The organism is Streptomyces sp. 7N604 (assembly GCF_052245475.1).
Lineage (GTDB): Bacteria > Actinomycetota > Actinomycetes > Streptomycetales > Streptomycetaceae > Streptomyces.
This window is the reverse complement of sequence record NZ_JBQQBX010000050.1, coordinates 1-21516: the sequence shown is the minus strand read 5'-3', so window position 1 is coordinate 21516 and position 21516 is coordinate 1. Positions and strand designations below refer to the sequence as shown.

The following is a 21516-nucleotide window of genomic DNA, read 5'->3' as shown; positions in this document are numbered from 1 at the left end:
CCGTTGAGGGTGGCGGTGGGTGACGGGCGGGGGTGTCAGCCGGAGACGGTCTCCAGAGCACTGGGCGAGCTCCCCTGGCAATGTGCGTGGGAGCCCCCAGCCGCGTGCATCGTCATCTCGGTCAGGCCCGGGAAGTAGATGTGCAGGCTGACGGCGGGAGTCAGCGCGTCGTTGACCACCTCGTGCACATATCCGGGCGCGAAGACGCGCTGCGCGCCGGACCCGAGCGAGCGGGGGCCGCGCTCGGTGTGCTCGGTCAACTCGCCCTCGAGGACGGTCAGTACGCCGGAGGAGCGCCCGTGGTCGTGCAGCCCGCTGCCCTGGCCCGGCACCCAGCTGAGCAGCCAGACCTCGTAACCGGGCCCGGTGCGCAGCCGGTGGTACCAGCGGCTGGTGGCGTCGTACTGGACGAGGTGCGCCCAGCTCGCGCGGTCCGCGGCGATCGTACGGGCCAGGCCCGCGAACTCGGCGACGGTGGCCGGGTGTACGGGGGCGGGCGGCAGGAGGTGGGGGATGGCGAGCGGGTCGCCGGCGATCTGGACGTCGCTGTTCATGTGCGGAAGGTTTCCTCGGCAGAAGTGCTTGGGCACAGATAGCTGGAGCGCGGTGGCATCAACAGCTGGAACAGCGACAGTGAGCCTGCACGGCGCAGCGGGCCGCGGCATCGCAGAGAGTGCGAGGGCGGGTCCCGAAGGGCGCGTGGGTCACTGGCATGCCCTTAAGTGGAGCGGTTCGGCCCCGCCGTGTCAACTTGGTGCCCGATTCGGCGGCAATGATTCACCTCATCCGGTTGCTGTGCCCGCTGAAAGGTTTGTTCAGCTCTGGCCGCGGAGAGGTGGCGCACCAATCGCTCGGCGACCGCTCAGCAGTCGTACCCGCAAACGCCGTTGCCGTCTCGTGATCACACTGTGATCCGCTTCGCTTCCGTGATCGGATCGCAACGGGATGGGCGATGCTCGCGTCCCTATGTGTGAGGACGTGGACCGCGGATGAGGGCCTGCGGTGCTGTCATGGTTTATGACGATTGGCACACTTTCCGCATGGCCTTGGTTCCGCAGAGTGAATAAGGGCCCCAATAGCAGATCTCGGCTTGACTGGCCTGGATCCGCACACTTGTAATTTCACTCGTGTCGTTCACCGCCCATCGTGACTGAACAGGGCATCGGTAACGGCAGCATCACGGGGACGTAAAGACTGACGAGGGGCGCACATGACCGAGCTGTTCCAGCAACTGCTGGTCGAGGAGGCGGACGAGGAGCTCGGATGGCAGGAGCGCGCACTGTGCGCCCAGACCGATCCCGAGTCGTTCTTTCCGGAGAAGGGCGGATCCACCCGCGAGGCGAAGAAGGTCTGCCTGGCCTGCGAAGTCCGCTCCGAGTGCCTCGAGTACGCCCTCGCCAACGACGAGCGGTTCGGCATCTGGGGCGGTCTGTCGGAGCGCGAGCGCCGGCGCCTGAAGAAGGCGGCGGTCTGACGGCCCTTCGGCCGGCCATCCGGTAATCCGCGACAAATCCACCCGGTCCGCCTCCCGTGCCCTCCGCACGGGAGGCGGACCGCTGTCCACAGGGCGGTCGCCGGGTCCTGGCGAGCCGTTAGTGTGGGTGGCCGTCCACGATGCGCCAACACCCCCATGGGCCGTGCGCGTCGACCGCAGTCAGCAGAGCCGTCTTCCGGGGGCGACCCCGTACCCCGGCCGGAGGGGCCCGTACCTCGATGTCCGTGCACAGCCACCCGACGGCCCACTACGGGGCCGCCGCTCCCGAGTTCCCGCGGCACGTCGTCACCGCCGTGCTCGTCTCCCACGACGGCGCCCGCTGGCTGCCCCGGGCGCTCTCCGGACTCATCGGCCAGGAGCGCCCGGTCCAGAACATCATCGCCGCGGACACCGGCAGCGCCGACGAATCGGCCGCACTGCTCACCGAGTCCCTCGGGCCCGAGCGGGTCCTCCACCTCGCCCGCCGCAGCAGCTTCGGCACGGCCGTCGAGGAGGCGGTCCGCACCGCCGGTGTGCTCACCCCCGACGACCTGCCCTATCTGAAGCGGCCCAGCGGCTGGGACCCCGTCAACCGGACCTGGCGCGACGAGGCGTACGAGATGCCGGACCTGCCTTACGGCGAGCCGGTCCAGTGGCTGTGGCTGCTGCACGACGACTGCGCCCCCGAGCCGGACGCGCTCGCCGAGCTGCTGCGCGTCGTCGAGGCCAGCCCCTCCACCGTCATCGTCGGACCCAAGCTGCGCGGCTGGTACGACCGCAGGCAGCTGCTCGAAGTCGGCGTCACCATCGCCAACAGCGGCCGCCGCTGGACCGGCCTCGAGCGGCGCGAGCAGGACCAGGGCCAGCACGACCAGGTCAGGCCCGTCCTCTCCGTCTCCTCCGCTGGCATGCTCATCCGGCGCGACGTGTGGGAGGAGCTCGGCGGCTTCGACCGGCGGCTGCCGCTCATGCGCGACGACGTCGACCTGTGCTGGCGCGCCCAGGCCGCCGGGCACCGGGTCCTCATCGCCCCCGACGCCGTGGTGCGGCACGCCGAGGCGTCCGCCCGCGAGCGCCGCCCCATCGACTGCGCGGGCCGGTCGGTCGCCAGCCCGCACCGCGTCGACAAGGCCGGCGCCGTCTACACGATGCTCGTCAACAGCCGCGGTGCCGTGCTGCCGTACGTACTGCTGCGGCTCGTCCTCGGCACCCTGCTGCGCACCCTCGCCTATCTGGTCGGCAAGGTGCCGGGGCAGGCGCTGGACGAGGTCGCGGGGCTCTTCGGCGTACTGCTGCGGCCCGGGCGGATCCTCGGCGCGCGCAGGCGACGCGGCAGAGCCCTGGTGGAGGCGAGCGAGCTGCGGCCGCTGTTCCCGCCGCCCGGCGCGACCCTGCGGGCCACCGTGGAGTCGGTCGCGGGGAACTTTGTCGGGCGCTCCGAGCCCGAACTGGCGTCCGGCGGACGGCACGGAGCCGTCGAGTCGGGGCCCGGCGGCGACGACGCGGACTTCCTGGAGGTCGAGCAGTTCGCGCGGCTCAAGCGGATCGCGCGCAAACCGGGCCCGGTCCTCTTCCTCGTCCTGCTGCTCGTCTCGCTCATCGCCTGCCGCGGACTGCTGGGCCCCGGCGCCCTGTCCGGCGGCGCGCTGCTGCCCGCCCCTGCCGACGCCTCGGCGCTCTGGGACACGTACACCTCCGGCTGGCATCCCGTCGGCGTCGGCGGCACCGCGTCCGCGCCTCCCTATCTGGCGGTGGTCGCGTCCCTGGCGAGCCTGCTCTTCGGCAGCACCGGCCTCGCCATCACGCTGCTGCTCGTCTGCTCGGTGCCGCTCGCCGGGCTCACCGCGTACTTCGCATCCCGGCCGCTCACCGAATCCCGGCTGCTGCGCGCCTGGGGCAGCGTCGCATACGCCTTCCTCCCCGCGGCCACCGGCGCGCTCGCGGGCGGCAGGCTCGGCACCGCGATGCTCGCCGTGCTGCTGCCGCTGCTCGCGCGCGCGGGCGTGGCGGCGACCGGGCTGCGCCTCAGGCGGCAGGGCAGCGGGGGCACGCGGCCGAGCTGGCGCGCCGCCTGGGCGTACGCGCTGCTGCTGACCCTCGTCACCGCCTTCACGCCCATCGTCTGGCTGATCGCCCTCGTCCTGGGCGTCGCCCTCCTCGTACTCCGCGCCCGCCGGCGGGACAACCTGACGGCGTACGTGCTGCGCTTCGCCGTCTCGCTCGGGACGCCGATGGCCGTCCTCGCCCCCTGGTCGCTGTCCCTGCTGACCAGCCCCTCCGGCTTCTTCCGCGAGGTTGGGCTGAATTACGGCACCGGCTCCGCCTCCGCGCTCGACCTGCTGGCGCTCAGCCCCGGCGGCCCGAAGGCCACGGGCGGGCTGCTGCTGACCGGAGTCGTGCTGGCCGCGCTCGCCGCCCTGCTGCGCGCCGAGCGGCAGCGGGCGGTCCGCACCGCCTGGGCCGTGGCCCTCACCGGCCTGCTGTTCGCTGCGCTCGCCAACAGCTCGGGCTGGGCGGGGCCCGCCACCCTCGTCTACGGCCTCGCGCTGATCGCGGCTGCCGCGGTGGGCGCGGAGGGCGCGCGCGAGCGCGTCGAGGCGCAGAGCTTCGGCTGGCGGCAGCCGGTCGCGGGCCTCGTCGCCCTCGCCGCGGCGGCGGCCCCGCTGTTCGCCGCGTTCGGCTGGATGATCAGCGGCGCCGACGGCCCGGTCGAGCGGCGCGAGCCGGTGCAGGTGCCCGCGTTCGTGGCCGAGGAGAGCGGCACCCGCGACCAGCCCCGCACCCTCGTCATCGGCGGCGACCGGGCGGCCGAGGTCTCGTACGCGCTCGTGCGGGGCTCCGGCGCGCGGCTCGGCGACGCCGAACTGGCCGTGGCGAGCGGCGGAGACACCCGGCTCGCCGGCATCGTCGCCAACCTCGTCGCGGGCTCGGGCGCCGACCAGACCCGGCAGCTGGGTGGCTACTCCGTGCGCTATGTGCTCGTACGGGACGGCGCGCCGCGCGAGATGAGCCGCGTGCTGGACGCGACGCCGGGGCTGACCAGGCTCAGCCAGGAGGACGGCAGCGCGCTGTGGCGGGTGGACGAGAAGGTCGCGCGCGTGACGATCGTGTCCGGCGAGGGCGGCGAGCAGGGCGGGGGGACCGCGCAGGAGGTCGAGGCGGTGCCGGTGGCCGCCGAGCCCGTCGAGGTGCACACCGACATCCCGGCCGGTCAGGAGGGCCGGATTCTGCGGATCGCGGACCGGGCCGCCCCGGGCTGGCAGGCCACCCTCGACGGCACGCAGCTGACCCCGACGACCGTCGACGACTGGGCCCAGGGCTTCGAACTGCCCGCGGGCGGCGGCCGGCTGGACCTGACGTACGAGACGCCGTTCACCCGCACCGCCTGGGTATGGGCGCAGGGGCTGCTCGCGCTCGTGGTGCTGGTGCTGGCGCTGCCGGGGCGGCGGCGGGACGTCGACGACGACATGCCGGACCAGGAGGCGGCGGCCGTGCCCGCACAGGCTGTCGAGGGCGAGGGGCGCCGGGCGCGCAGGCTGCGGGCGGCCGCGGAGGCGGAGCAGGCGACCCAGGGGGGACAGGCGGAACCGGCCGCATGGCAGGGCGCGGACGGTGGACCGGGGCCGGACGAGCCGGGTGCGCCGGTGCCCGCTGGGCACGGGGCGCCGGTGCCGGAGCCCGCTGGGCCGGCCGGGCAGGAGCCCGCGCCCGTACAGGAGGGGTACCAGGACGCGTACGCCGCCGTCCCGCAGCAGCAGCAGCCGTATGGGGAGTGGGACCCGCAGGCGTACGCCGATCCCGGCCAGCAGTACGGCGGCCAGGGCGGCCAGGGCACCTACCAGGACCAGTATCCGGACCAGTACCAGGGGGCGTCCTATCCCGCCGATGCCTACCAGGACGGGCAGTACGACGCCCAGGCCGGGCAGTACGGCCAGTACGGAGGCGGCCAGTACGCCGACCCGTACGGCTATGCCGCCCAGCAGCCCTACGCCGACGGCGTCTACCCGGCCCAGGGCCAGGGCGAGGGAGACGCGGCGTACGGCGAAACGGCCTACGGCGACACGACGTACGGGGACGGCACCGAGCCCGGCCCCCGCCGCGACGGGAGCGACCAGCAGTGAACCGCACGACCCTGTCCCTGATCTGCGCCGCATCGGCGCTGGCAGCCGTCACCGGGTTCGCCGCCCTCACCGTCCCCGACGCGGACCCCGGCGACTCCCGGGCCACCGCGGCCCGGCTGCCCGTCGAACGCTCGGCCCTGCTCTGCCCCGCGCCGTCCTCCTCCGACCTCGCCGAGACCACGTACACCTCCTTTACGCCGGAGGGTGTCGCGGGCGCGGCCGCGCAGAAGAGCAGTGCGGAACTCCTGCCCGCGGAGAAGAACGGCGGCGAGCGGCAGGACCAGGAGCGGAAGGGCGGTGCGCAGAAGGACGGTGCGCAGAAGCCGGTCGTGGCGCTGAAGGAGCCCGGCAAGCCGGTCACCGCCACCGCCTCGGACCCCGAGGCACCCGCCCTGATCGGTACGGCGGACGGAGCTCTGGCCCCCGGCTGGAGTACCCAGCAGACCACGATGATCGGCGCGGGCAGCGGGCGGGCGGTGCTCGGTGCGACCTGCACTGCGCCGGACAGCGAGTTCTGGTTCCCGGGCGCGAGCACCGTGAGGGAGCGCCAGGACTACGTCCACCTGACGAACCCGGACGACGGCGCGGCCGTCGTGGACCTCGAGATGTACGGCAAGGACGGCCTCCTGAAGACCACGGCGGGCGAGGAGATCACGATCCCGGGCAAGAGCAGTGTCCCGGTTCTGCTTTCCACCCTCACCGACGAGCCGACAGCGAACGTCACCCTGCACGTCGTGGCGCGCGCGGGCCGCGTCGGCGCCTCCGTACAGGCCGACGACGACAAGCTCGGCGGCGACTGGCTGCCGGCCTCTGCCGACCCCGCCGGAACCGCCGTGCTGCCAGGCATTCCCAAGGACGCCACCTCCGTACGGCTGGTGGCGATGGCCACCGGCGACGACGACGCCGACCTGACAGTGCGGCTCGCGGGGCCCTCCGGGCCGATCACTCCGGCCGGTCACGAGACGCTGAACGCGAAGAGCGGCATGACGACGGCCGTGGACCTCGGTGACGTCACCAAGGGCGAGCCCGGCTCGCTGGTGCTGAGCCCGGCCGAGGGCAGCGACCCGGTCCCGTTCGTGGCGGCGCTGCGTGTCACCCGCGGCAAGGGCGACAAGCAGGAGACGGCGTTCATCCCGGCCACCGCCGCGATCGAGGAGCGCGCCACCGCGGCCGACAACCGGGCCAAGGGCTCGGTCCTCTCCCTGGTGGCGCCTGGCAAGGCGGCCAAGGTGAAGGTCGTCTCCTCGGCAGGGACCGCGGGCGGCGCGACGGCGAGCAAGACGTACGCGGTCAAGGGCGGCACGACCCTCTCCGTCACGCCGCCGGTCCCGTCCGGGGTCAAGGGGAGCTTCGCGGTCACGGTCGTACGGGAGTCCGGCGGGGCCGTGCACGCCTCCCGGATGCTGGAGCTTCCGGAGGGTGGCGTTCCGATGTTTACGGTGCAGACCCTCCCTGACGACCGGGGGACGGTCGCGGTTCCGGACGCGGGCGAGGACCTGTCGCTGCTGAACGACTGAGCGGGACCACCGAGCCGGGCCCCGGCCCGGCTCCGGCCCGATCCGCCCGGCTCCGGCCCGATCCGCCCGGATCCGGTCCGATCCGGCCGGTCAGTCCTGCCCGTACCGCGGATCGACGGACTCGGGCGCCAGGCCCAGCAGTTCGGCGACCTGCTCGACCACGACCTCGTGGATGAGCAGCGCGCGCTCGTCCCTGCTCTTGGTGCGGATCTCGACGGGCCGCCGGTAGATCACGATCCGCGCGGGCCGGCTCCCGCCCGCGGTGACCAGCCGGCCGAGCGGCACCGTCCCGTCGTCCCAGGAGCTCCCGCCGTCCTGATCGGAGCCGTCCGGGGGCGGCACCTCGCGCACCGTGAACTCCACGTCCGACAGCTGCGGCCAGCGCCGCTCCAGCCGGTCGACGGAGTCGTGTACAAGATCGATGAAGGCCTCCGCCCGGCTGGCCGCAAGCGGCACCTGAGGCGGGGCGACCGGTCCACGCATGCCGCGTCCGTGACGGTCACGCCGTCGTGGTCGCGGCTCGGGCGGGCGGGGGGGTACGCGGCTGTCCATCACCTCTGAGGGTAGCTGTCCGCCCAGGCCCTCGATGCCCAGGCCGGGCACCCCGCGCCATGTCGGGAGATGAGCATTCCAGCCATAGTTGCGCCCGAATCTGTTCGGTCTTGAGACCGCCGATCTCGAGACGAATGACACTATTTGGATCGAGTGGTGACCGCATTCATCGTCAGCGTCATTCCGGGGTCCCCGCCTCCCCGCAGGTCAGCTCGGTTGTCCGCAGGTCAGGGCGGGTATGGAGGCCGGAACGACACGGCGGAGTGAGCTCGTGGAGAGTCGTCGCGGCCCGCTCACGAGTGCGGTACCGTCCAACGTCGTGAGCCCTGTACGTCGCTGTTCGCGCACCGCCTGCGGACGCCCCGCCGTTGCGACACTGACGTACGTCTACGCCGACTCGACCGCCGTCCTCGGGCCGCTCGCCACCTACGCAGAACCGCACTGCTACGACCTGTGCGCCGAGCACTCCGACCGGCTGACCGCCCCCCGCGGCTGGGACGTCGTACGCCTCGCCGTCGACTCGGGCCCCGCCCGCCCCACCGGCGACGACCTCGAGGCGCTCGCCAACGCCGTACGGGAAGCCGCCCGCCCGCAGGAGCGCGCCGCGGGCGCGGCCGGCGGCGGGGGCGTCGGCATGGGCGGCCGGGAGGCCGACCCGATGGAGGTCGCCCGCCGAGGCCACCTCCGCGTCCTGCGCTCGCCCGAGTCCTGAACCGGCCCGTAACCCCCTGCGAGTACTGTGCTTCCTGGGGGAACACACCGGGGAACAACAGAACTCCAGGAGGCGTGCACCGTGCCCGACTTGTCGCAGATCGTAAAGGCTTACGACGTACGCGGCGTGGTTCCGGACCAGTGGGACGAGTCGCTCGCAGAGCTCTTCGGCGCCGCGTTCGCGCAGGTGACCGGCGCGACCGCGATCGTCGTCGGCCATGACATGCGGCCGTCCTCGCCCGGCCTCTCCCGGGCCTTCGCCCGCGGTGCGGCCGCCCGTGGCGTGGACGTGACCGAGATCGGCCTGTGCTCCACCGACGAGCTGTACTTCGCGAGCGGTCAACTCGGCCTGCCCGGCGCGATGTTCACCGCCAGCCACAACCCCGCGCAGTACAACGGAATCAAGATGTGCCGGGCCGGCGCCGCCCCCGTGGGCCAGGACACCGGGCTCGCCGAGATCCGCTCCCTCGTCGAAGGGTGGGCCGGGTCCGGGGCGCCGGAGCCCGCGGAGACCCCGGGCGCGATCACCCAGAGGGACGTCCTCGCCGACTACGCCGCCCACCTCCGCTCGCTCGTCGACCTCACCGCCGTCCGCCGCCTCAAGGTCGTCGTGGACGCGGGCAACGGCATGGGCGGCCACACCGTCCCCACCGTCTTCGACGGGCTGCCCGTCGATCTCGTGCCGATGTACTTCGAGCTGGACGGCACCTTCCCCAACCACGAGGCCAACCCCCTCGACCCGAAGAACATCACCGACCTCCAGGCCAAGGTCCGCGAGACCGGCGCCGACATCGGCATCGCCTTCGACGGCGACGCCGACCGCTGCTTCGTCGTGGACGAGAACGGCGATCCGGTGAGCCCCTCCGCGATCACGGCCCTGGTCGCCGCCCGCGAGCTGGACAAGCACGGCAGCGGCACGGTGATCCACAACTGCATCACCTCCTGGTCCGTCCCCGAGGTCGTCAAGGAGCACGGCGGCACCCCCGTCCGTACGCGCGTCGGGCACTCCTTCATCAAGGCGGAGATGGCCCGCACCGGCGCGATCTTCGGCGGCGAGCACTCCGCGCACTACTACTTCCGCGACTTCTGGAACGCCGACACGGGCATGCTGGCCGCGCTGCACGTGCTCGCCGCGCTCGGCGGCCAGGAGGGCCCGCTGTCCGCGCTGGTGGCGCAGTACGACCGCTACGCCTCCTCCGGCGAGATCAACAGCACGGTCGACGACCAGGCGGGCCGGGCCGCGGCCGTCAAGGCGGCGTACGAGGGGCGGCCGGGCGTCGAGCTCGACGAGCTGGACGGGCTCACGGTCTCCACCGCCGACTGGTGGTTCAACCTCCGCCCCTCCAACACCGAGCCGCTGCTGCGCCTGAACGCCGAGGCGCGGGACGCGGCCACCGTCGAGAAGGTCCGCGACGAGGTCCTCGCCATCGTCCGCGCCTGACGTCCGTACGGGCCTCTCGCCCGACGCCCGTACCACTGATGCCCGGCAAGGTTTACCGCCGGGCCGCCCCGCGCTCGCGGCGCGGCCCGGCGGTACGCTGGCCAGGCCGAACACTCCTTCCCCACCCTCCGGGCAGGAGGGGCTCACCCGAAGGGAAATCCCCCATGCCGCTCGAAGCCGGTCTCCTGGAGATCCTCGCCTGCCCGGCGTGCCACGCCCCCCTCCGCGAGACCTCCGCAGACTCCGCCGCCGACGAGCTGGTGTGCACGGGAGCCGGCTGCGGCCTGGCCTACCCCATCCGCGACGGCATCCCGGTCCTGCTCGTCGACGAGGCCCGACGCCCGGCCTGAGAGCCGGTCAGAGTACGGACGCCGCGCCCGGAAACCCCGGAAACCACCGCCCCACACCGGCGATCGGAGGCTCCCCACGATGCTCGACGAGTCGTTGCTCGACGCCCCCGAGGCGCTGGCCCGCGCAGACACCCGAGGCCTCCTGCGCGGCGTCGCCGAGTCCGGGGCCCGGGTGCGTACGGCTGTCCGCGCCGCCGCCGAGTCGGGGCTCGCCGACCTCAAGCCCGACGGCCGTCCCCGCGCCCTGCACATCGCCGGTTCAGGACCGACCACCGGCTGCATCGCCGACCTGCTGTCCGCCCTCGCGGGCGGCAACGCCCCCGTCAGCCTGATCCGCCCGACGGGCGCGCTCGCCGCCCCCGGCGCGCTGCTGTGGACACTGCCCGGCTGGGTCGGCCCGCTCGACCTGCTGCTGGTCATCACCACGGACGGCACAGAACCCGGCCTCTCCGCGCTCGTCGAGCAGGCGTACCGGCGCGGTTGCGCCGTCGTGACCGTGACCCCGCCCCGCTCCCCGCTCACCGACGAGGCCGGCGGCCGGCACGGTCTGGTGGTACCCCTCGCCCCCACGTCGTACGAGGAGGTGCCCGAGGACCAGCCGCTCCCGGCGACCGGCCTGCGCTCCGCGCCGGACACCGAACCGCCGGGGACGCTGTGGGCCCTGCTCACGCCGCTGCTCGTGCTCATCGACCGGATCGGCCTGTTCCCCGCCGCACAGCCCGCCATACAGTCCGTCGCCGACCGCCTGGACCGGACCGCCGAGCGCTGCGGGCCTGCCATCGCCACCTACAGCAATCCGGCGAAGACCCTCGCGGCCGAACTCGCGGACACTCTCCCGCTCCTCTGGAGCGAAGGTGCGCTCGCGGGCGCTGTGGGACGGCACTTCGCGCGCGCCCTCGCGGCCGTGGCGGGCCGCCCGGCGCTCGCCGCGGAGCTGCCCGACGCGCTGACCGCCCACGGCACGCTGCTCGCCGGGGCCTTCGCAGCCGGGGCCGACCCCGACGACTTCTTCCGGGACCGCGTCGAGGAGTCCCAGCCGCTGCACGCGCGCGTGGTCCTGCTGCGCGACCAGCCCCTGCTGGGCAACCACTCGCCGACGCCCGCCGCCCGCGAGCTGGCCCTCAGCCACGACACCGCGATCAGCGAGCTGGAGCCGTCCGGTGGCGGTGTGCTGGAATCCGCCGCTGAACTGCTCGCCATCACGGATTTCGCCGCCGTTTACCTGGCGCTCGCCTCGGGAGAGAGATCATGAGCAGTCGCAGCCGCCGGCCGTAGCGCGGCGCGACCGCACGCCGCCAGGGCACCCCACGTGCCTGGGTCGCTCCCCATACCCGGGCCACCTCTCGTATCCGGGCCATCTCTCGTACGCACAGTCAGGAACCGCACCGCATGGACCGCCTCGCCAACACCGTGCGCCCCTACGCCTGGGGCTCCACCACCGCCATCCCGCAGCTGCTCGGCACCGAGCCGACCGGCGAGCCGCAGGCCGAGCTGTGGATGGGCGCGCACCCCGGGGCACCGTCGCGGGTCGAGCGCGCCGAGGGACCCGTGGCGCTCTCCGAGGTGATCGCGGCCGACCCCGAAGGCGTTCTCGGCGAGGCCGCGGTCCACCGCTTCGGACCCCGGCTTCCGTTCCTGTTCAAGGTCCTCGCGGCCGACTCCCCGCTCTCTCTCCAGGTGCACCCCGACCTCGCGCAGGCCAAGGCGGGCTACGCCGACGAGGAGGACCGCGGCGTCCCCGCCGACGCCGCGCACCGCAACTACAAGGACGCCAACCACAAGCCCGAACTGATCTGCGCGCTCACGCCCTTCGACGGGCTGTGCGGCTTCCGGCCCGAGACGGAGGCGGCCGACCTGCTCGCGGGCCTGGACGTGGACTCCCTCAAGCCGTACGTCGACATCCTGCACGCCCACCCGGAGACGGACGCGCTGCGCGAGGTACTCACCGCCGTCCTCTCCGCCGAGAAGACCGCCATGGCCGAGACCGTGGCCCAGGCCTCCGCGGCCGCCGAACGGCTCGCCGCCGTCGAAGGGCCGCACCGGGACGCGTACGCCGCCTACGCTTCGATCGCCCGCCACTACCCCGGCGACCCGGGCGTGATCGCGGCCATGCTCCTCAACTACGTACGGCTGCAGCCGGGCGAGGCCCTCTTCCTCGGCGCCGGCGTCCCGCACGCCTACCTCAGCGGCCTCGGCGTCGAGATCATGGCCAACTCCGACAATGTGCTGCGCTGCGGCCTCACCCCCAAGCACATCGACGTACCGGAACTGCTGCGCATCGTGCGCTTCGAGCCCACCGCGCCGGGCGTGCTGCGTCCCGAGGCCGTCGACGGCGAGGAGACGTACGAGACTCCGATCGACGAGTTCCGGCTGTCGCGGTACGTCCTGGCCGAGGGCGCCGAGCCGCGCCGGATCGCGTCCGGCGCCCCGCAGATCCTGCTCTGCGCGGCGGGGACGGCCCTGCTGCGCTCCGGCGGCACGGGGGAGACGGGAGACACGGGGGTTACGGAGGCCACGAATGCCATGAAAGGGATGAAGGGGGCGAAGGAACTGAGCCTCGGGCAGGGCGAGTCGGCCTTCGTCCCGGCGGGCGAGGAAATCGTGCTCAGCGGTCGGGGCACGCTCTTCCGCGCGACGGTGGCGGTCTGAGCCGGGCTCGCGGGCCCGGGAAGCGGGCGGGGCCGGGCCCGGCGCGACGGCCACTGGCGGGGCTGCAAGAATGTCCGCTCAGTAAAGGGGCAGCAAAGCTCCCGGGTCGGGCCGACGGAAGGGACACTCGGCACTCATGAGTGCATCAGGCGGAACCAAGGCGATCGTCGCGGCGCTGGGCGCCAACCTGGCCATCGCCGCAGCGAAGTTCGTGGCCTTCGCCTTCAGTGGCTCGTCGTCGATGCTGGCCGAGGGCGTGCACTCGATCGCGGACTCGGGCAACCAGGCACTGCTGCTGGTCGGCGGCAAGAAGGCCAAGCGCGAGGCGACCCCCGAGCACCCCTTCGGCTACGGCCGCGAGCGCTATATCTACGCCTTCCTCGTCTCGATCGTGCTCTTCTCGGTCGGCGGTATGTTCGCCATCTACGAGGGCTACGAGAAGATCAAGCACCCGCACGAGATCGAGGACTGGTACTGGCCGATCGGCGTTCTCGTCTTCGCGATCATCGCCGAGGCCTTCTCCTTCCGTACGGCCATCAAGGAGTCGAACGCGCTGCGCGGCAGGCAGTCGTGGCCCCAGTTCGTACGCCGTGCCAAGGCGCCCGAGCTGCCCGTCGTGCTGCTGGAGGATCTCGGAGCGCTCGTCGGCCTCGTCCTGGCGCTCGTCGGTGTCAGCATCGCCATCGCCACGGGCAACGGGGTCTGGGACGGCATCGGCACCCTCTCCATCGGCATTCTGCTCATCCTGATCGCGCTCGTGCTCGCGGCCGAGACCAAGTCGCTGCTGCTCGGCGAGGCGGCAGGGCCCGAGACCGACGAGAAGATCCGCGAGGCGGTCGTCGACGGCGAGACGGTGACCCGGCTCATCCACATGCGCACGCAGCACCTCGGCCCGGAGGAGCTGCTCGTCGCCGCCAAGGTCGAGCTGCGGCACGAGAACACCGCGGCCGAGGTCGCGGCGGCGATCAACGCGGCAGAGGACCGCATCCGTGCGGCGGTACCGATCGCCCGCGTGATCTACCTCGAGCCGGACATCTACGACGAGGCCACCGCGGCAGCGGGCCCCGACCCGGCGAAGACGCCGGGGGGCTGACCAGCAAGGGTTGGGGGCAGTCGTTCCGCAGGGCGGAACGGGTGGGCACACCCCGACCACCGGCCCGCACCTGCGGACCGACCACGGGCCCGCACCCGTAACCCGCACCCATGAAGCGAAGGCCCCCGCGATGCGGAGGCCTTCGCTTCGCCCGTTGCGGGCTGTACCAACCGTCGGCGCCTACCGGATCTCGCCCAGAGTCCGCAGAATCTCCGGCTTCCCCTCGGCAGCCGTCAGCCGCTCCCGGAAGCCTGTGTCCATCAGCTTCCGGGACAGCAGCGCGAGGATCCGCAGATGCTCGTCGCCCGCCGCGGCCTCGGGCACCGCGATCATGAAGATGAGCTTGGCCTTCGTGCCGTCCAGCGAACCCCACTCGATGCCGTCGGCGGAGCACGCGAAGCCGACGACGGGGGCCGTCACGGCGTCCGTCTTGGCGTGCGGGATGGCGATCTCCTCGCCGAGCCCGGTGGTGCCCTGCTCCTCGCGGGCGAACGCCGCCCGTACGAGGGCCTCGACGTCCGCGACCTTGCCGGTTGCGGCCAGCAGCCCGGCCAGCTCCGGGATCGCGGCGGCCTTGGTGTCCGCGGCGAGCTGCTCCTTCACGGTCTGCGCGGTGAGATGCCCGGACAGGACTGGCGTCTCGTCAGCGGCAACTTCCCCAGGGGCGGCTGCTTCAGCTTCTGCAGTGGCCGTACCGGTGGCTGCAGCCGTGGCCGGAACCGCAGCCGCAGCCGTACGAGCCGGTGCGGGCGTGACGACCGTCGCCACGGCCCCGCCCCCGGTACCGACGCCGCCCCCGCCCCCGCCCACTCCGGCGAGCACTGGCTCCGGCGCCGCGAGCGTCGGCCCGCCGGGCGCCGCCTCCTCCGCGCCGATGGCGTTCGTGCCGAGCGTCATGAGCGTCACGGTCGTCAGCGCGGTCACCGCCGAGCCGATGGCGACGGCGACGAAGAACATCGGAACCCCGTCGACCGCACCCAGCACCGCCACGATCGGACCGCCGTGCGGCACGCTGTCCGCGACCGCCGCGAGACCCGCCACGGCACCGGCCGCGGCGCCGCCGAGCATGTTCGCCGGAATAACCCGAGCCGGCCGCGCCGCGGCGAACGGGATCGCGCCCTCCGTAATGCCGAAGAAGCCCATGAAGAGCGCCGCCAGGCCCGTCTCCCGCTCCTGCTCGGTGAAGAACTTGCGGCGGATGAGCGTGGCGATGCCCTGGCCGAGCGGCGGCACCGGAATGGCCGCCGCGCACATGCCCATGATCTCCGGGTTCTTCGAGACCAGGCCCGCGCCGAAGAGGAACGCCGTCTTGTTGACCGGACCGCCCATGTCGAACGCGATCATGAGGCCGAGGATGATGCCGAGCAGCGCCGCGCTGGTCCCGGTCAGGCCGCCGAGCCAGCTGGTGAGGTGCTCGAAGACCCACGAGATCGGCTTGCCGATGACGTAGACGAAGAACAGGGCCAGCGAGGTCGTCGCGACGATCGGGATCACGATGATCGGCATGATCGGCTGGACGAACTTCGGGACCTTGACCTTCTTGATCCACAGGACGATGTAGCCCGCGAGGAAGCCGGTGACGATGGCGCCGATGAAGCCTGCGCCCGCCTCGGAGTCGTACAGCGCTCCGGTGTTGGCGATCCAGCCGCCGATCATGCCCGGTACGAGCGCGGGCCGGTCGCCGATCGCGTACGCGATATAGCCCGAGAGGACCGGGATCATCAGCGTGAAGCCGATGACGCCGATGTCGTTGACGTGCTTCCAGAACGAGCCGTCCGGGATGACCAGGCCGCCGTCCGCCTGCGGGTCGCCGCCGAGCGCCAGGGACACCGCGATCAGCAGACCGCCGACCACGACGAACGGAATCATGTACGAGACGCCGTTCATCAGCGCCTTGTACGTGGTGCTGCGCTGCTTGCCGCCGGTGGCCGCCGCGGCTCCGGAGGACGCACCGCCCCCACCGCCGCCCCGGTACACGGACGCGTTCTGCACCTGCTCGATCAGTTGCTCGGGGCGGTGGATGCCCTCGGCGACTCCGACGACGAGCACCCTCTTGCCGACGAAGCGGCTGCGGTCGACGTCCTTGTCGGCCGCGATGATGATGCCGTCCGCGTCTTTGACATCGTTGTCAGACAAGACATTCTCGGCCCCGATCGAGCCTTGTGTCTCCACCTTCATGCGGTGGCCGAGCGATTCCGCGGCCTGAGCCAGCTTCTCTGCGGCCATATAGGTGTGGGCGATGCCGGTGGGGCAGGCGGTCACTGCGAGCAGTTTCAGCCCCTGCCCTCTCGTCCCCGCAGCCCTGGGGGGATCAGCCGGACTGGTCACGTGGTTCTCCTTACAGCTGTGCGCACGCGAGATCGTGCAAGTGTTCTCGCGGGGCCCGCATCCTGCAATACCTGCGGACGATCAACCTGGGACCGCGACCCCGAGACCCCGATGTGGCCGAAAGGCTTGCGGGGCCCAGGGGTCCCGGCTGGGGCCGGCCGGGCCGATCGGTGTAGATTCGTGACCAGACAGACGTCGCTGCTGATGGCGGTCGGGCGGTCCGTGCTGCGGGTCGGCCGAGGGAGAGAGGGCCTCCGACGGACTGCGCTGCGGCCGGGGGACCCGTGTCCCACTGCCGCAGACGAGCCGTGTCCACCTCTCGCTGGAATCCACGAGGAGCAGCCCGTATGACGACAGCCGCCACCGCTCAGGACTTCAAGGTCGCCGACCTGTCCCTCGCCGCTTACGGCCGCAAAGAGATCAACCTCGCCGAGCACGAGATGCCCGGTCTGATGGCGATCCGCGAGGAGTACGCAGCCGCCCAGCCCCTGGCGGGCGCCCGTATCACCGGCTCCCTGCACATGACCGTGCAGACCGCCGTGCTCATCGAGACCCTCGTCGCGCTCGGCGCCAAGGTGCGCTGGGCCTCCTGCAACATCTTCTCCACCCAGGACCACGCCGCGGCCGCCGTCGCCGTCGGCCCGAACGGCACCCCGGAGAACCCCCAGGGCATCCCGGTCTTCGCCTGGAAGGGCGAGACGCTGGAGGAGTACTGGTGGTGCACGGAGCAGGCGCTGACCTGGCCGGATGCCGCCACCGGCGGTCCGAACATGATCCTGGACGACGGCGGTGACGCCACGCTTCTGGTCCACAAGGGCGTGGAGTTCGAGAAGGCCGGGGCCGTACCGGACCCCGCCTCCGCCGACAACGACGAGTACCGCATCATCCTGCAGCTGCTGACCCGCACCCTCGGCGAGAACCCGCAGAAGTGGACCCAGCTCTCGTCCGAGATCCGCGGTGTCACCGAGGAGACCACCACCGGCGTTCACCGCCTCTACGAGATGCAGCAGGCCGGCTCGCTGCTCTTCCCGGCGATCAACGTCAACGACGCCGTGACCAAGTCGAAGTTCGACAACAAGTACGGCTGCCGCCACTCGCTGATCGACGGCATCAACCGCGCCACCGACGTCCTCATCGGCGGCAAGATCGCGGTCGTCTTCGGCTACGGCGACGTGGGCAAGGGCTGCGCCGAGTCGCTGCGCGGCCAGGGCGCCCGCGTGATCATCACCGAGATCGACCCGATCTGCGCCCTGCAGGCCGCCATGGACGGCTACCAGGTCGCGACCCTCGACGACGTGGTCGAGACCGCCGACATCTTCATCACCACGACCGGCAACAAGGACATCATCATGGCCTCCGACATGGCCAAGATGAAGCACCAGGCGATCGTGGGGAACATCGGCCACTTCGACAACGAGATCGACATGGCCGGCCTCGCGAAGATCCCCGGGATCGTCAAGGAAGAGGTCAAGCCCCAGGTCCACACCTGGGCCTTCCCCGACGGCAAGAAGATCATCGTGCTGTCCGAGGGCCGTCTGCTGAACCTCGGCAACGCCACGGGTCACCCGTCGTTCGTGATGTCCAACTCCTTCGCGAACCAGACGATCGCGCAGATCGAGCTCTTCACCAAGCCGGAGTCCTACCCGATCGGCGTCTACGTGCTGCCCAAGCACCTGGACGAGAAGGTCGCCCGACTGCACCTGGACGCGCTCGGCGCGAAGCTGACCACGCTGCGCCCGGAGCAGGCGGCCTACATCGGCGTCCCGGTGGAGGGCCCGTACAAGCCGGACCACTACCGCTACTAAGAGCGCTGCCCGGTGCGCCACTGAAGGCGCTACCAGGAGCGCTGCCAAAAGCAGACGGCACAACAGCACCCAGCCGATGAGACCGGGCCCCCGCCGCCGGCGGGGCCCGGCCCCTCAAGGACCCCACCATGCCCCGCGGCCGCTACTCCCGCCACGACACACACGACCACACCCCCCTCGGAGAAGAGCACTTCCACTGCGCCACTGGCACCTCCGGATGGCGCTACGTCTCCCAGATCACCGCTCCCATCGGCACAGGGTCCGGCGGTGCTCCCCGGGACAACGGCGCTCCCCGGGAAAGCACAGTCACCGGCTCCGTCGACCTCACCACCGACGAACTCGGCCGCCCTGTCCGCCTCGAACTCCACGCCGGTGGCTGGCAGGTCCGCGGAGCGGCCCTCGAGGGCGTCACCTGGGTCCGCACCGACCCCACCGGCGAGCACGCCACGGAAGGCCATGTCCAAGCCCACGCTTTCACCGGTGCATCCCCCGCTTTCCTCGTCGCCACGGCCCGGCTGCTGCGCCTCACCCCCGGCGCCCCCGCCACCCGCGTCCGCCTCGTCGCCTTCACCGAGCCCGTACTCGCCCCCCGAACGCTCGACCAGTCCTGGGCCCTGCTGAAAAGCGAAGCACACGCCACTGACAGCGGCCCGCTCACCGTGGACGAATACCAGGTCACCGAGCTGGACACAGGCGAACAGCACGCCGTCCACATCGCCGGAGACGTGGTCCTCGCCGCCCCCGGCATCGAACTCGAAGACCTCGAATCCCCACCGTCCGTCTTCACCTGAGCACCGGCCCGGTGAGAACGGCCCACGGCGACGGCGGCCGCGCGGCTCGACGACTCACACGCGGACGGCCGCAATGCGAGTTACGCGGGCGGTGCGAACCCCGTCCGCGCCGCCGCTGTTGCCGCCGTCGCCGGCACCTCGTCGACAGGCTCGGACCGTGCGACCTCGACACCGCCCGGACCAGCGGGATGCACGCCGGAATTGACCCCGGAATCGCCTTGGGGACCTACGGAACTCAGCGTGGAACCCACAACGGGAGGCGCCGCCACCGCCTCGCCGGCAACAGCCCGTACGGATTGCCCGGTCTGAGCGGGCTCAGTGGGCGCAGCCCAGGCACCGGCGGCACCCCCCGTACCGGCGGCAGCCCAGGCGCCGGCGTTCGCCGTCCATGCACTGCCGCCCGCCCCAGCCCCGTTTCCGTGCACACCGCCGAACGCCCGGTGCGCATCCCGCGCCTGCCGCTCGCCCGCGACCCCCGCCAGATAGACCGCAGGCGGCACCCCGACCGGTACCGGAGCCCCCGTGAACCCCGCCACGTCGCTCGCAAGCCGCTGCGCCAGATTCCAGCTCACCTGCTGATCGAGCTGCCCCATCCGCGTCAGGTACTGCCGCACCGCCAGCCACAGCCCGTCAGGCACCCGGGACAGGTCGAGCCTCCCGAACTGGCCGCCCAGCCAAGGCGGCGGAGGAGGCATCCGGACCGCATGGGGCACCGGTATTCGTTCCCGTACGACCAGAGTCCCCGCGAAGACGTCCCCCAGCCTTCGCCCGCGTGCCGACACCAGCGAGGCGATCACCGCGACGACGCCGAACGTCATCAGGATCTCGACCATCCCCATGGCGCCGCGCACCAGAGCGTGCCGGAAGCGGATCGGCCCCCCGTCGTCCCGCACCACGCGCAGCCCGCACGCCGTTTTCCCGAGCGAACGCCCCTGGCTGAGCGTCTCGACGGCGATCGGGCCCCCGACCAGTACCAGTACGAACGTCGCCACAGCCACCGCAGCGCGTGCCGCGCTGTCGAGCGACGCCGTGGCGGCGACCAGCCCTGCCGACACCGCTATGTAGACGGCGAAGACGATGACCAGATCGATGAAGACCGCCAGGGCGCGGCTCGGCAGCTTCGCGGGCCGCAGCCCCAGAACGACCGCCTCACCGGTCACCAACTCGCTCACGTGCGGTGTCCTCCCTCTCCCCGGGTCCTACCCACACCCCTGACACGTACGGACCGTACGCCCGTACGACCAGTCTGCCGCCCACCTGTCCCCGTCTGCCAAGCTGAGTCGGCATCCGGACCCTGAGGAGCAGCGCCCTATGGACCTCGACGTCTTCGTCGCCGCCCACCGAGCCGAGTGGGACCGCCTGGAAGCGCTGCTGCGCCGCCAGCGGCGCCTTAACGGCGCGGAAGCCGATGAGCTCGTGGCCCTGTACCAGCGCACCGCCACCCACCTGTCCCTGGTCCAGTCCAGCGCCCCGGACCCGCAGCTCACGGGCCGCCTCACCCAGCTTGTCGCCCGCGCGCGCAGCGCCGTCACCGGGGCCCGCAAAGCGAGCTGGCGCGACGCCACCCACTTCCTTGCCGCGGCGTTCCCGGCCGCGCTCTATAGAACACGGTGGTGGTGGGTTTCGACGGCAGTCGTCTCGACGGTGCTCGCGGTCCTGATCGGCTGGTGGATCGGGACGCACCCCGAAGTCCAGGCCACCATCGCCGCCCCCGAGGAACTCCGCGAGCTCACCCGCCCCGGCGGCGAGTACGAGACGTACTACTCGAGCAACGCCGCGGCATCCTTTGCTGCCCAGGTCTGGACGAACAATGCCCAGGTCGCCGCGACCTGCCTGGTCCTCGGTGCCTTCCTCGGCATCCCCGTGCTCTGGGTGCTCTTCCAGAACATGCTCAACCTCGGGGTCGGACTCGGCCTGATGTCCGCTGCCGGCCGCCTCGACACCTTCCTCGGCCTGATCCTGCCGCATGGCCTGCTGGAGCTCACCGCCGTCTTCGTCGCCGCAGGCACCGGACTCCGGCTCGGCTGGACCGTCATCGACCCGGGTCCGCGCTCCCGGCGCTCCGCCCTCGCCGAGGAGGGGCGGGCCGCGATCGGCATGGCCATCGGGCTGGCCGTGGTGCTCTTCGTATCGGGCGCCCTCGAAGGCTTCGTGACCCCGTCCGGGCTGCCCCCATGGGCCCGCATCGCCATCGGCGTCACGGCCGAGGCGGCCTTCCTTGTGTACGTGTACGTGGTCGGCCGCCGCGCGGCTCGTACGGGGGAGACTGGGGATGTGGAGGCAGCGGACCGCAGCGCCGAGCTCCCGACGGCGGCCTGATGTGCGTCGGGCGGCAGCGAGCTGGTACTGTCCTCTTCGCCCCGGGAGGCCTGTTGACATGGGTAGACTGGGGAGGTAGATTCGAACGGTTGCGGGGAGCTGGACAGGCTCAACCGCAGGAACTAGAATCCACTGCGCTCCAGACGGACAGAAGTTTCCGCCGGGGCGCGTCATGGCCTTCCAACGGCCATCAGAAAAAAATTCGGGTCGGAAAAGACCGGGATGAGAATCTGGTAGAGTTGGAAACACCGAAGGGAAGCGCCCGGAGAAACCGGTGAAACGGTTTTGAAGGAAGCGTCCGTTCCTTGAGAACTCAACAGCGTGCCAAAAGTCAACGCCAGATATGTTGATACCCCGTCTCCGGG

The 21516-nt window shown here is 71.9% G+C and carries 17 protein-coding genes; 12 read left to right on the top strand and 5 right to left on the bottom strand.

Annotation, left to right across the window (positions count from 1 at the left end; genetic code table 11):
• Positions 1 to 35: 35 nt before the first annotated feature.
• The gene (locus ACTWP8_RS35335) at positions 36 to 554 is read right to left on the bottom strand and encodes a cysteine dioxygenase (RefSeq protein ID WP_443326168.1); all 519 of its coding nucleotides are present in this window, start codon (positions 552 to 554) and stop codon (positions 36 to 38) included.
• 656 nt (positions 555 to 1210) lie between these two features.
• Here ACTWP8_RS35335 and ACTWP8_RS35330 point away from each other — a divergent pair.
• The 3 genes from ACTWP8_RS35330 (at position 1211) to ACTWP8_RS35320 (ending at position 7112) form a co-directional block, all read left to right on the top strand.
• Positions 1211 to 1474 carry a WhiB family transcriptional regulator gene (locus ACTWP8_RS35330; protein ID WP_004952403.1) on the top strand — a complete coding sequence of 88 codons (264 nt, stop codon included), beginning with the start codon at positions 1211 to 1213 and terminating at the stop codon, positions 1472 to 1474.
• A gap of 239 nt (positions 1475 to 1713) precedes the next feature.
• Positions 1714 to 5595, top strand: coding sequence for a glycosyltransferase (locus ACTWP8_RS35325; RefSeq protein WP_443326167.1), 3882 nt, complete (start codon positions 1714 to 1716; stop codon positions 5593 to 5595).
• Complete coding sequence (locus ACTWP8_RS35320; RefSeq protein ID WP_443326166.1) at positions 5592 to 7112, top strand: DUF5719 family protein; 1521 nt, start codon at positions 5592 to 5594, stop codon at positions 7110 to 7112. Before ACTWP8_RS35325 ends, ACTWP8_RS35320 begins: the two co-directional genes overlap by 4 nt.
• A gap of 90 nt (positions 7113 to 7202) precedes the next feature.
• Here the strand turns inward: ACTWP8_RS35320 and ACTWP8_RS35315 are convergent, their stop codons facing one another.
• The gene (locus ACTWP8_RS35315) at positions 7203 to 7664 is read right to left on the bottom strand and encodes a metallopeptidase family protein (protein ID WP_443326165.1); all 462 of its coding nucleotides are present in this window, start codon (positions 7662 to 7664) and stop codon (positions 7203 to 7205) included.
• Between the two features lie 271 nt (positions 7665 to 7935).
• On the opposite strand from ACTWP8_RS35315, the gene ACTWP8_RS35310 reads away from it, so the two are divergent.
• The 6 genes from ACTWP8_RS35310 (at position 7936) to ACTWP8_RS35285 (ending at position 13908) form a co-directional block, all read left to right on the top strand.
• On the top strand, positions 7936 to 8376 hold the full coding sequence (locus ACTWP8_RS35310) for a DUF3499 domain-containing protein (protein ID WP_443326164.1): 441 nt from the start codon (positions 7936 to 7938) through the stop codon (positions 8374 to 8376).
• Between the two features lie 81 nt (positions 8377 to 8457).
• Positions 8458 to 9816, top strand: coding sequence for a phosphomannomutase/phosphoglucomutase (locus tag ACTWP8_RS35305; RefSeq protein WP_443326163.1), 1359 nt, complete (start codon positions 8458 to 8460; stop codon positions 9814 to 9816).
• A gap of 164 nt (positions 9817 to 9980) precedes the next feature.
• Positions 9981 to 10166 carry a Trm112 family protein gene (locus ACTWP8_RS35300; protein WP_443326162.1) on the top strand — a complete coding sequence of 62 codons (186 nt, stop codon included), beginning with the start codon at positions 9981 to 9983 and terminating at the stop codon, positions 10164 to 10166.
• Positions 10167 to 10245: 79 nt separating this feature from the next.
• A complete protein-coding gene (locus ACTWP8_RS35295) occupies positions 10246 to 11418 on the top strand; it encodes an SIS domain-containing protein (RefSeq protein WP_443326161.1) in 1173 nt (390 codons plus the stop codon).
• Positions 11419 to 11555: 137 nt separating this feature from the next.
• The gene (manA, locus tag ACTWP8_RS35290) at positions 11556 to 12815 is read left to right on the top strand and encodes a mannose-6-phosphate isomerase, class I (RefSeq protein WP_443326160.1); all 1260 of its coding nucleotides are present in this window, start codon (positions 11556 to 11558) and stop codon (positions 12813 to 12815) included.
• A 136-nt stretch (positions 12816 to 12951) separates the two neighbouring features.
• Positions 12952 to 13908, top strand: a complete 957-nt coding sequence (locus ACTWP8_RS35285; RefSeq protein ID WP_443326159.1) for a cation diffusion facilitator family transporter — start codon at positions 12952 to 12954, stop codon at positions 13906 to 13908.
• A 180-nt stretch (positions 13909 to 14088) separates the two neighbouring features.
• Here ACTWP8_RS35285 and ACTWP8_RS35280 read toward each other — a convergent pair whose 3' ends face one another.
• Positions 14089 to 16236, bottom strand: a complete 2148-nt coding sequence (locus ACTWP8_RS35280; protein WP_443326158.1) for a fructose-specific PTS transporter subunit EIIC — start codon at positions 16234 to 16236, stop codon at positions 14089 to 14091.
• 347 nt (positions 16237 to 16583) lie between these two features.
• On the opposite strand from ACTWP8_RS35280, the gene ahcY reads away from it, so the two are divergent.
• Positions 16584 to 18041, top strand: a complete 1458-nt coding sequence (gene ahcY, locus ACTWP8_RS35275; RefSeq protein ID WP_443326157.1) for an adenosylhomocysteinase — start codon at positions 16584 to 16586, stop codon at positions 18039 to 18041.
• 128 nt (positions 18042 to 18169) lie between these two features.
• Positions 18170 to 18832 (top strand): hypothetical protein, encoded by a 663-nt coding sequence (locus ACTWP8_RS35270; RefSeq protein ID WP_443326156.1) that lies wholly within the window; start codon positions 18170 to 18172, stop codon positions 18830 to 18832.
• A gap of 80 nt (positions 18833 to 18912) precedes the next feature.
• Here the strand turns inward: ACTWP8_RS35270 and ACTWP8_RS35265 are convergent, their stop codons facing one another.
• Positions 18913 to 20004, bottom strand: coding sequence for an RDD family protein (locus tag ACTWP8_RS35265; RefSeq protein WP_443326155.1), 1092 nt, complete (start codon positions 20002 to 20004; stop codon positions 18913 to 18915).
• Positions 20005 to 20143: 139 nt separating this feature from the next.
• Between ACTWP8_RS35265 and ACTWP8_RS35260 the strand changes: the two genes are divergently transcribed.
• Positions 20144 to 21151 carry a stage II sporulation protein M gene (locus tag ACTWP8_RS35260; protein WP_443326154.1) on the top strand — a complete coding sequence of 336 codons (1008 nt, stop codon included), beginning with the start codon at positions 20144 to 20146 and terminating at the stop codon, positions 21149 to 21151.
• A gap of 170 nt (positions 21152 to 21321) precedes the next feature.
• Here the strand turns inward: ACTWP8_RS35260 and ACTWP8_RS35255 are convergent.
• On the bottom strand, positions 21322 to 21516 hold a 195-nt coding region (locus ACTWP8_RS35255; RefSeq protein WP_443326153.1), incomplete at its 5' end, for a hypothetical protein.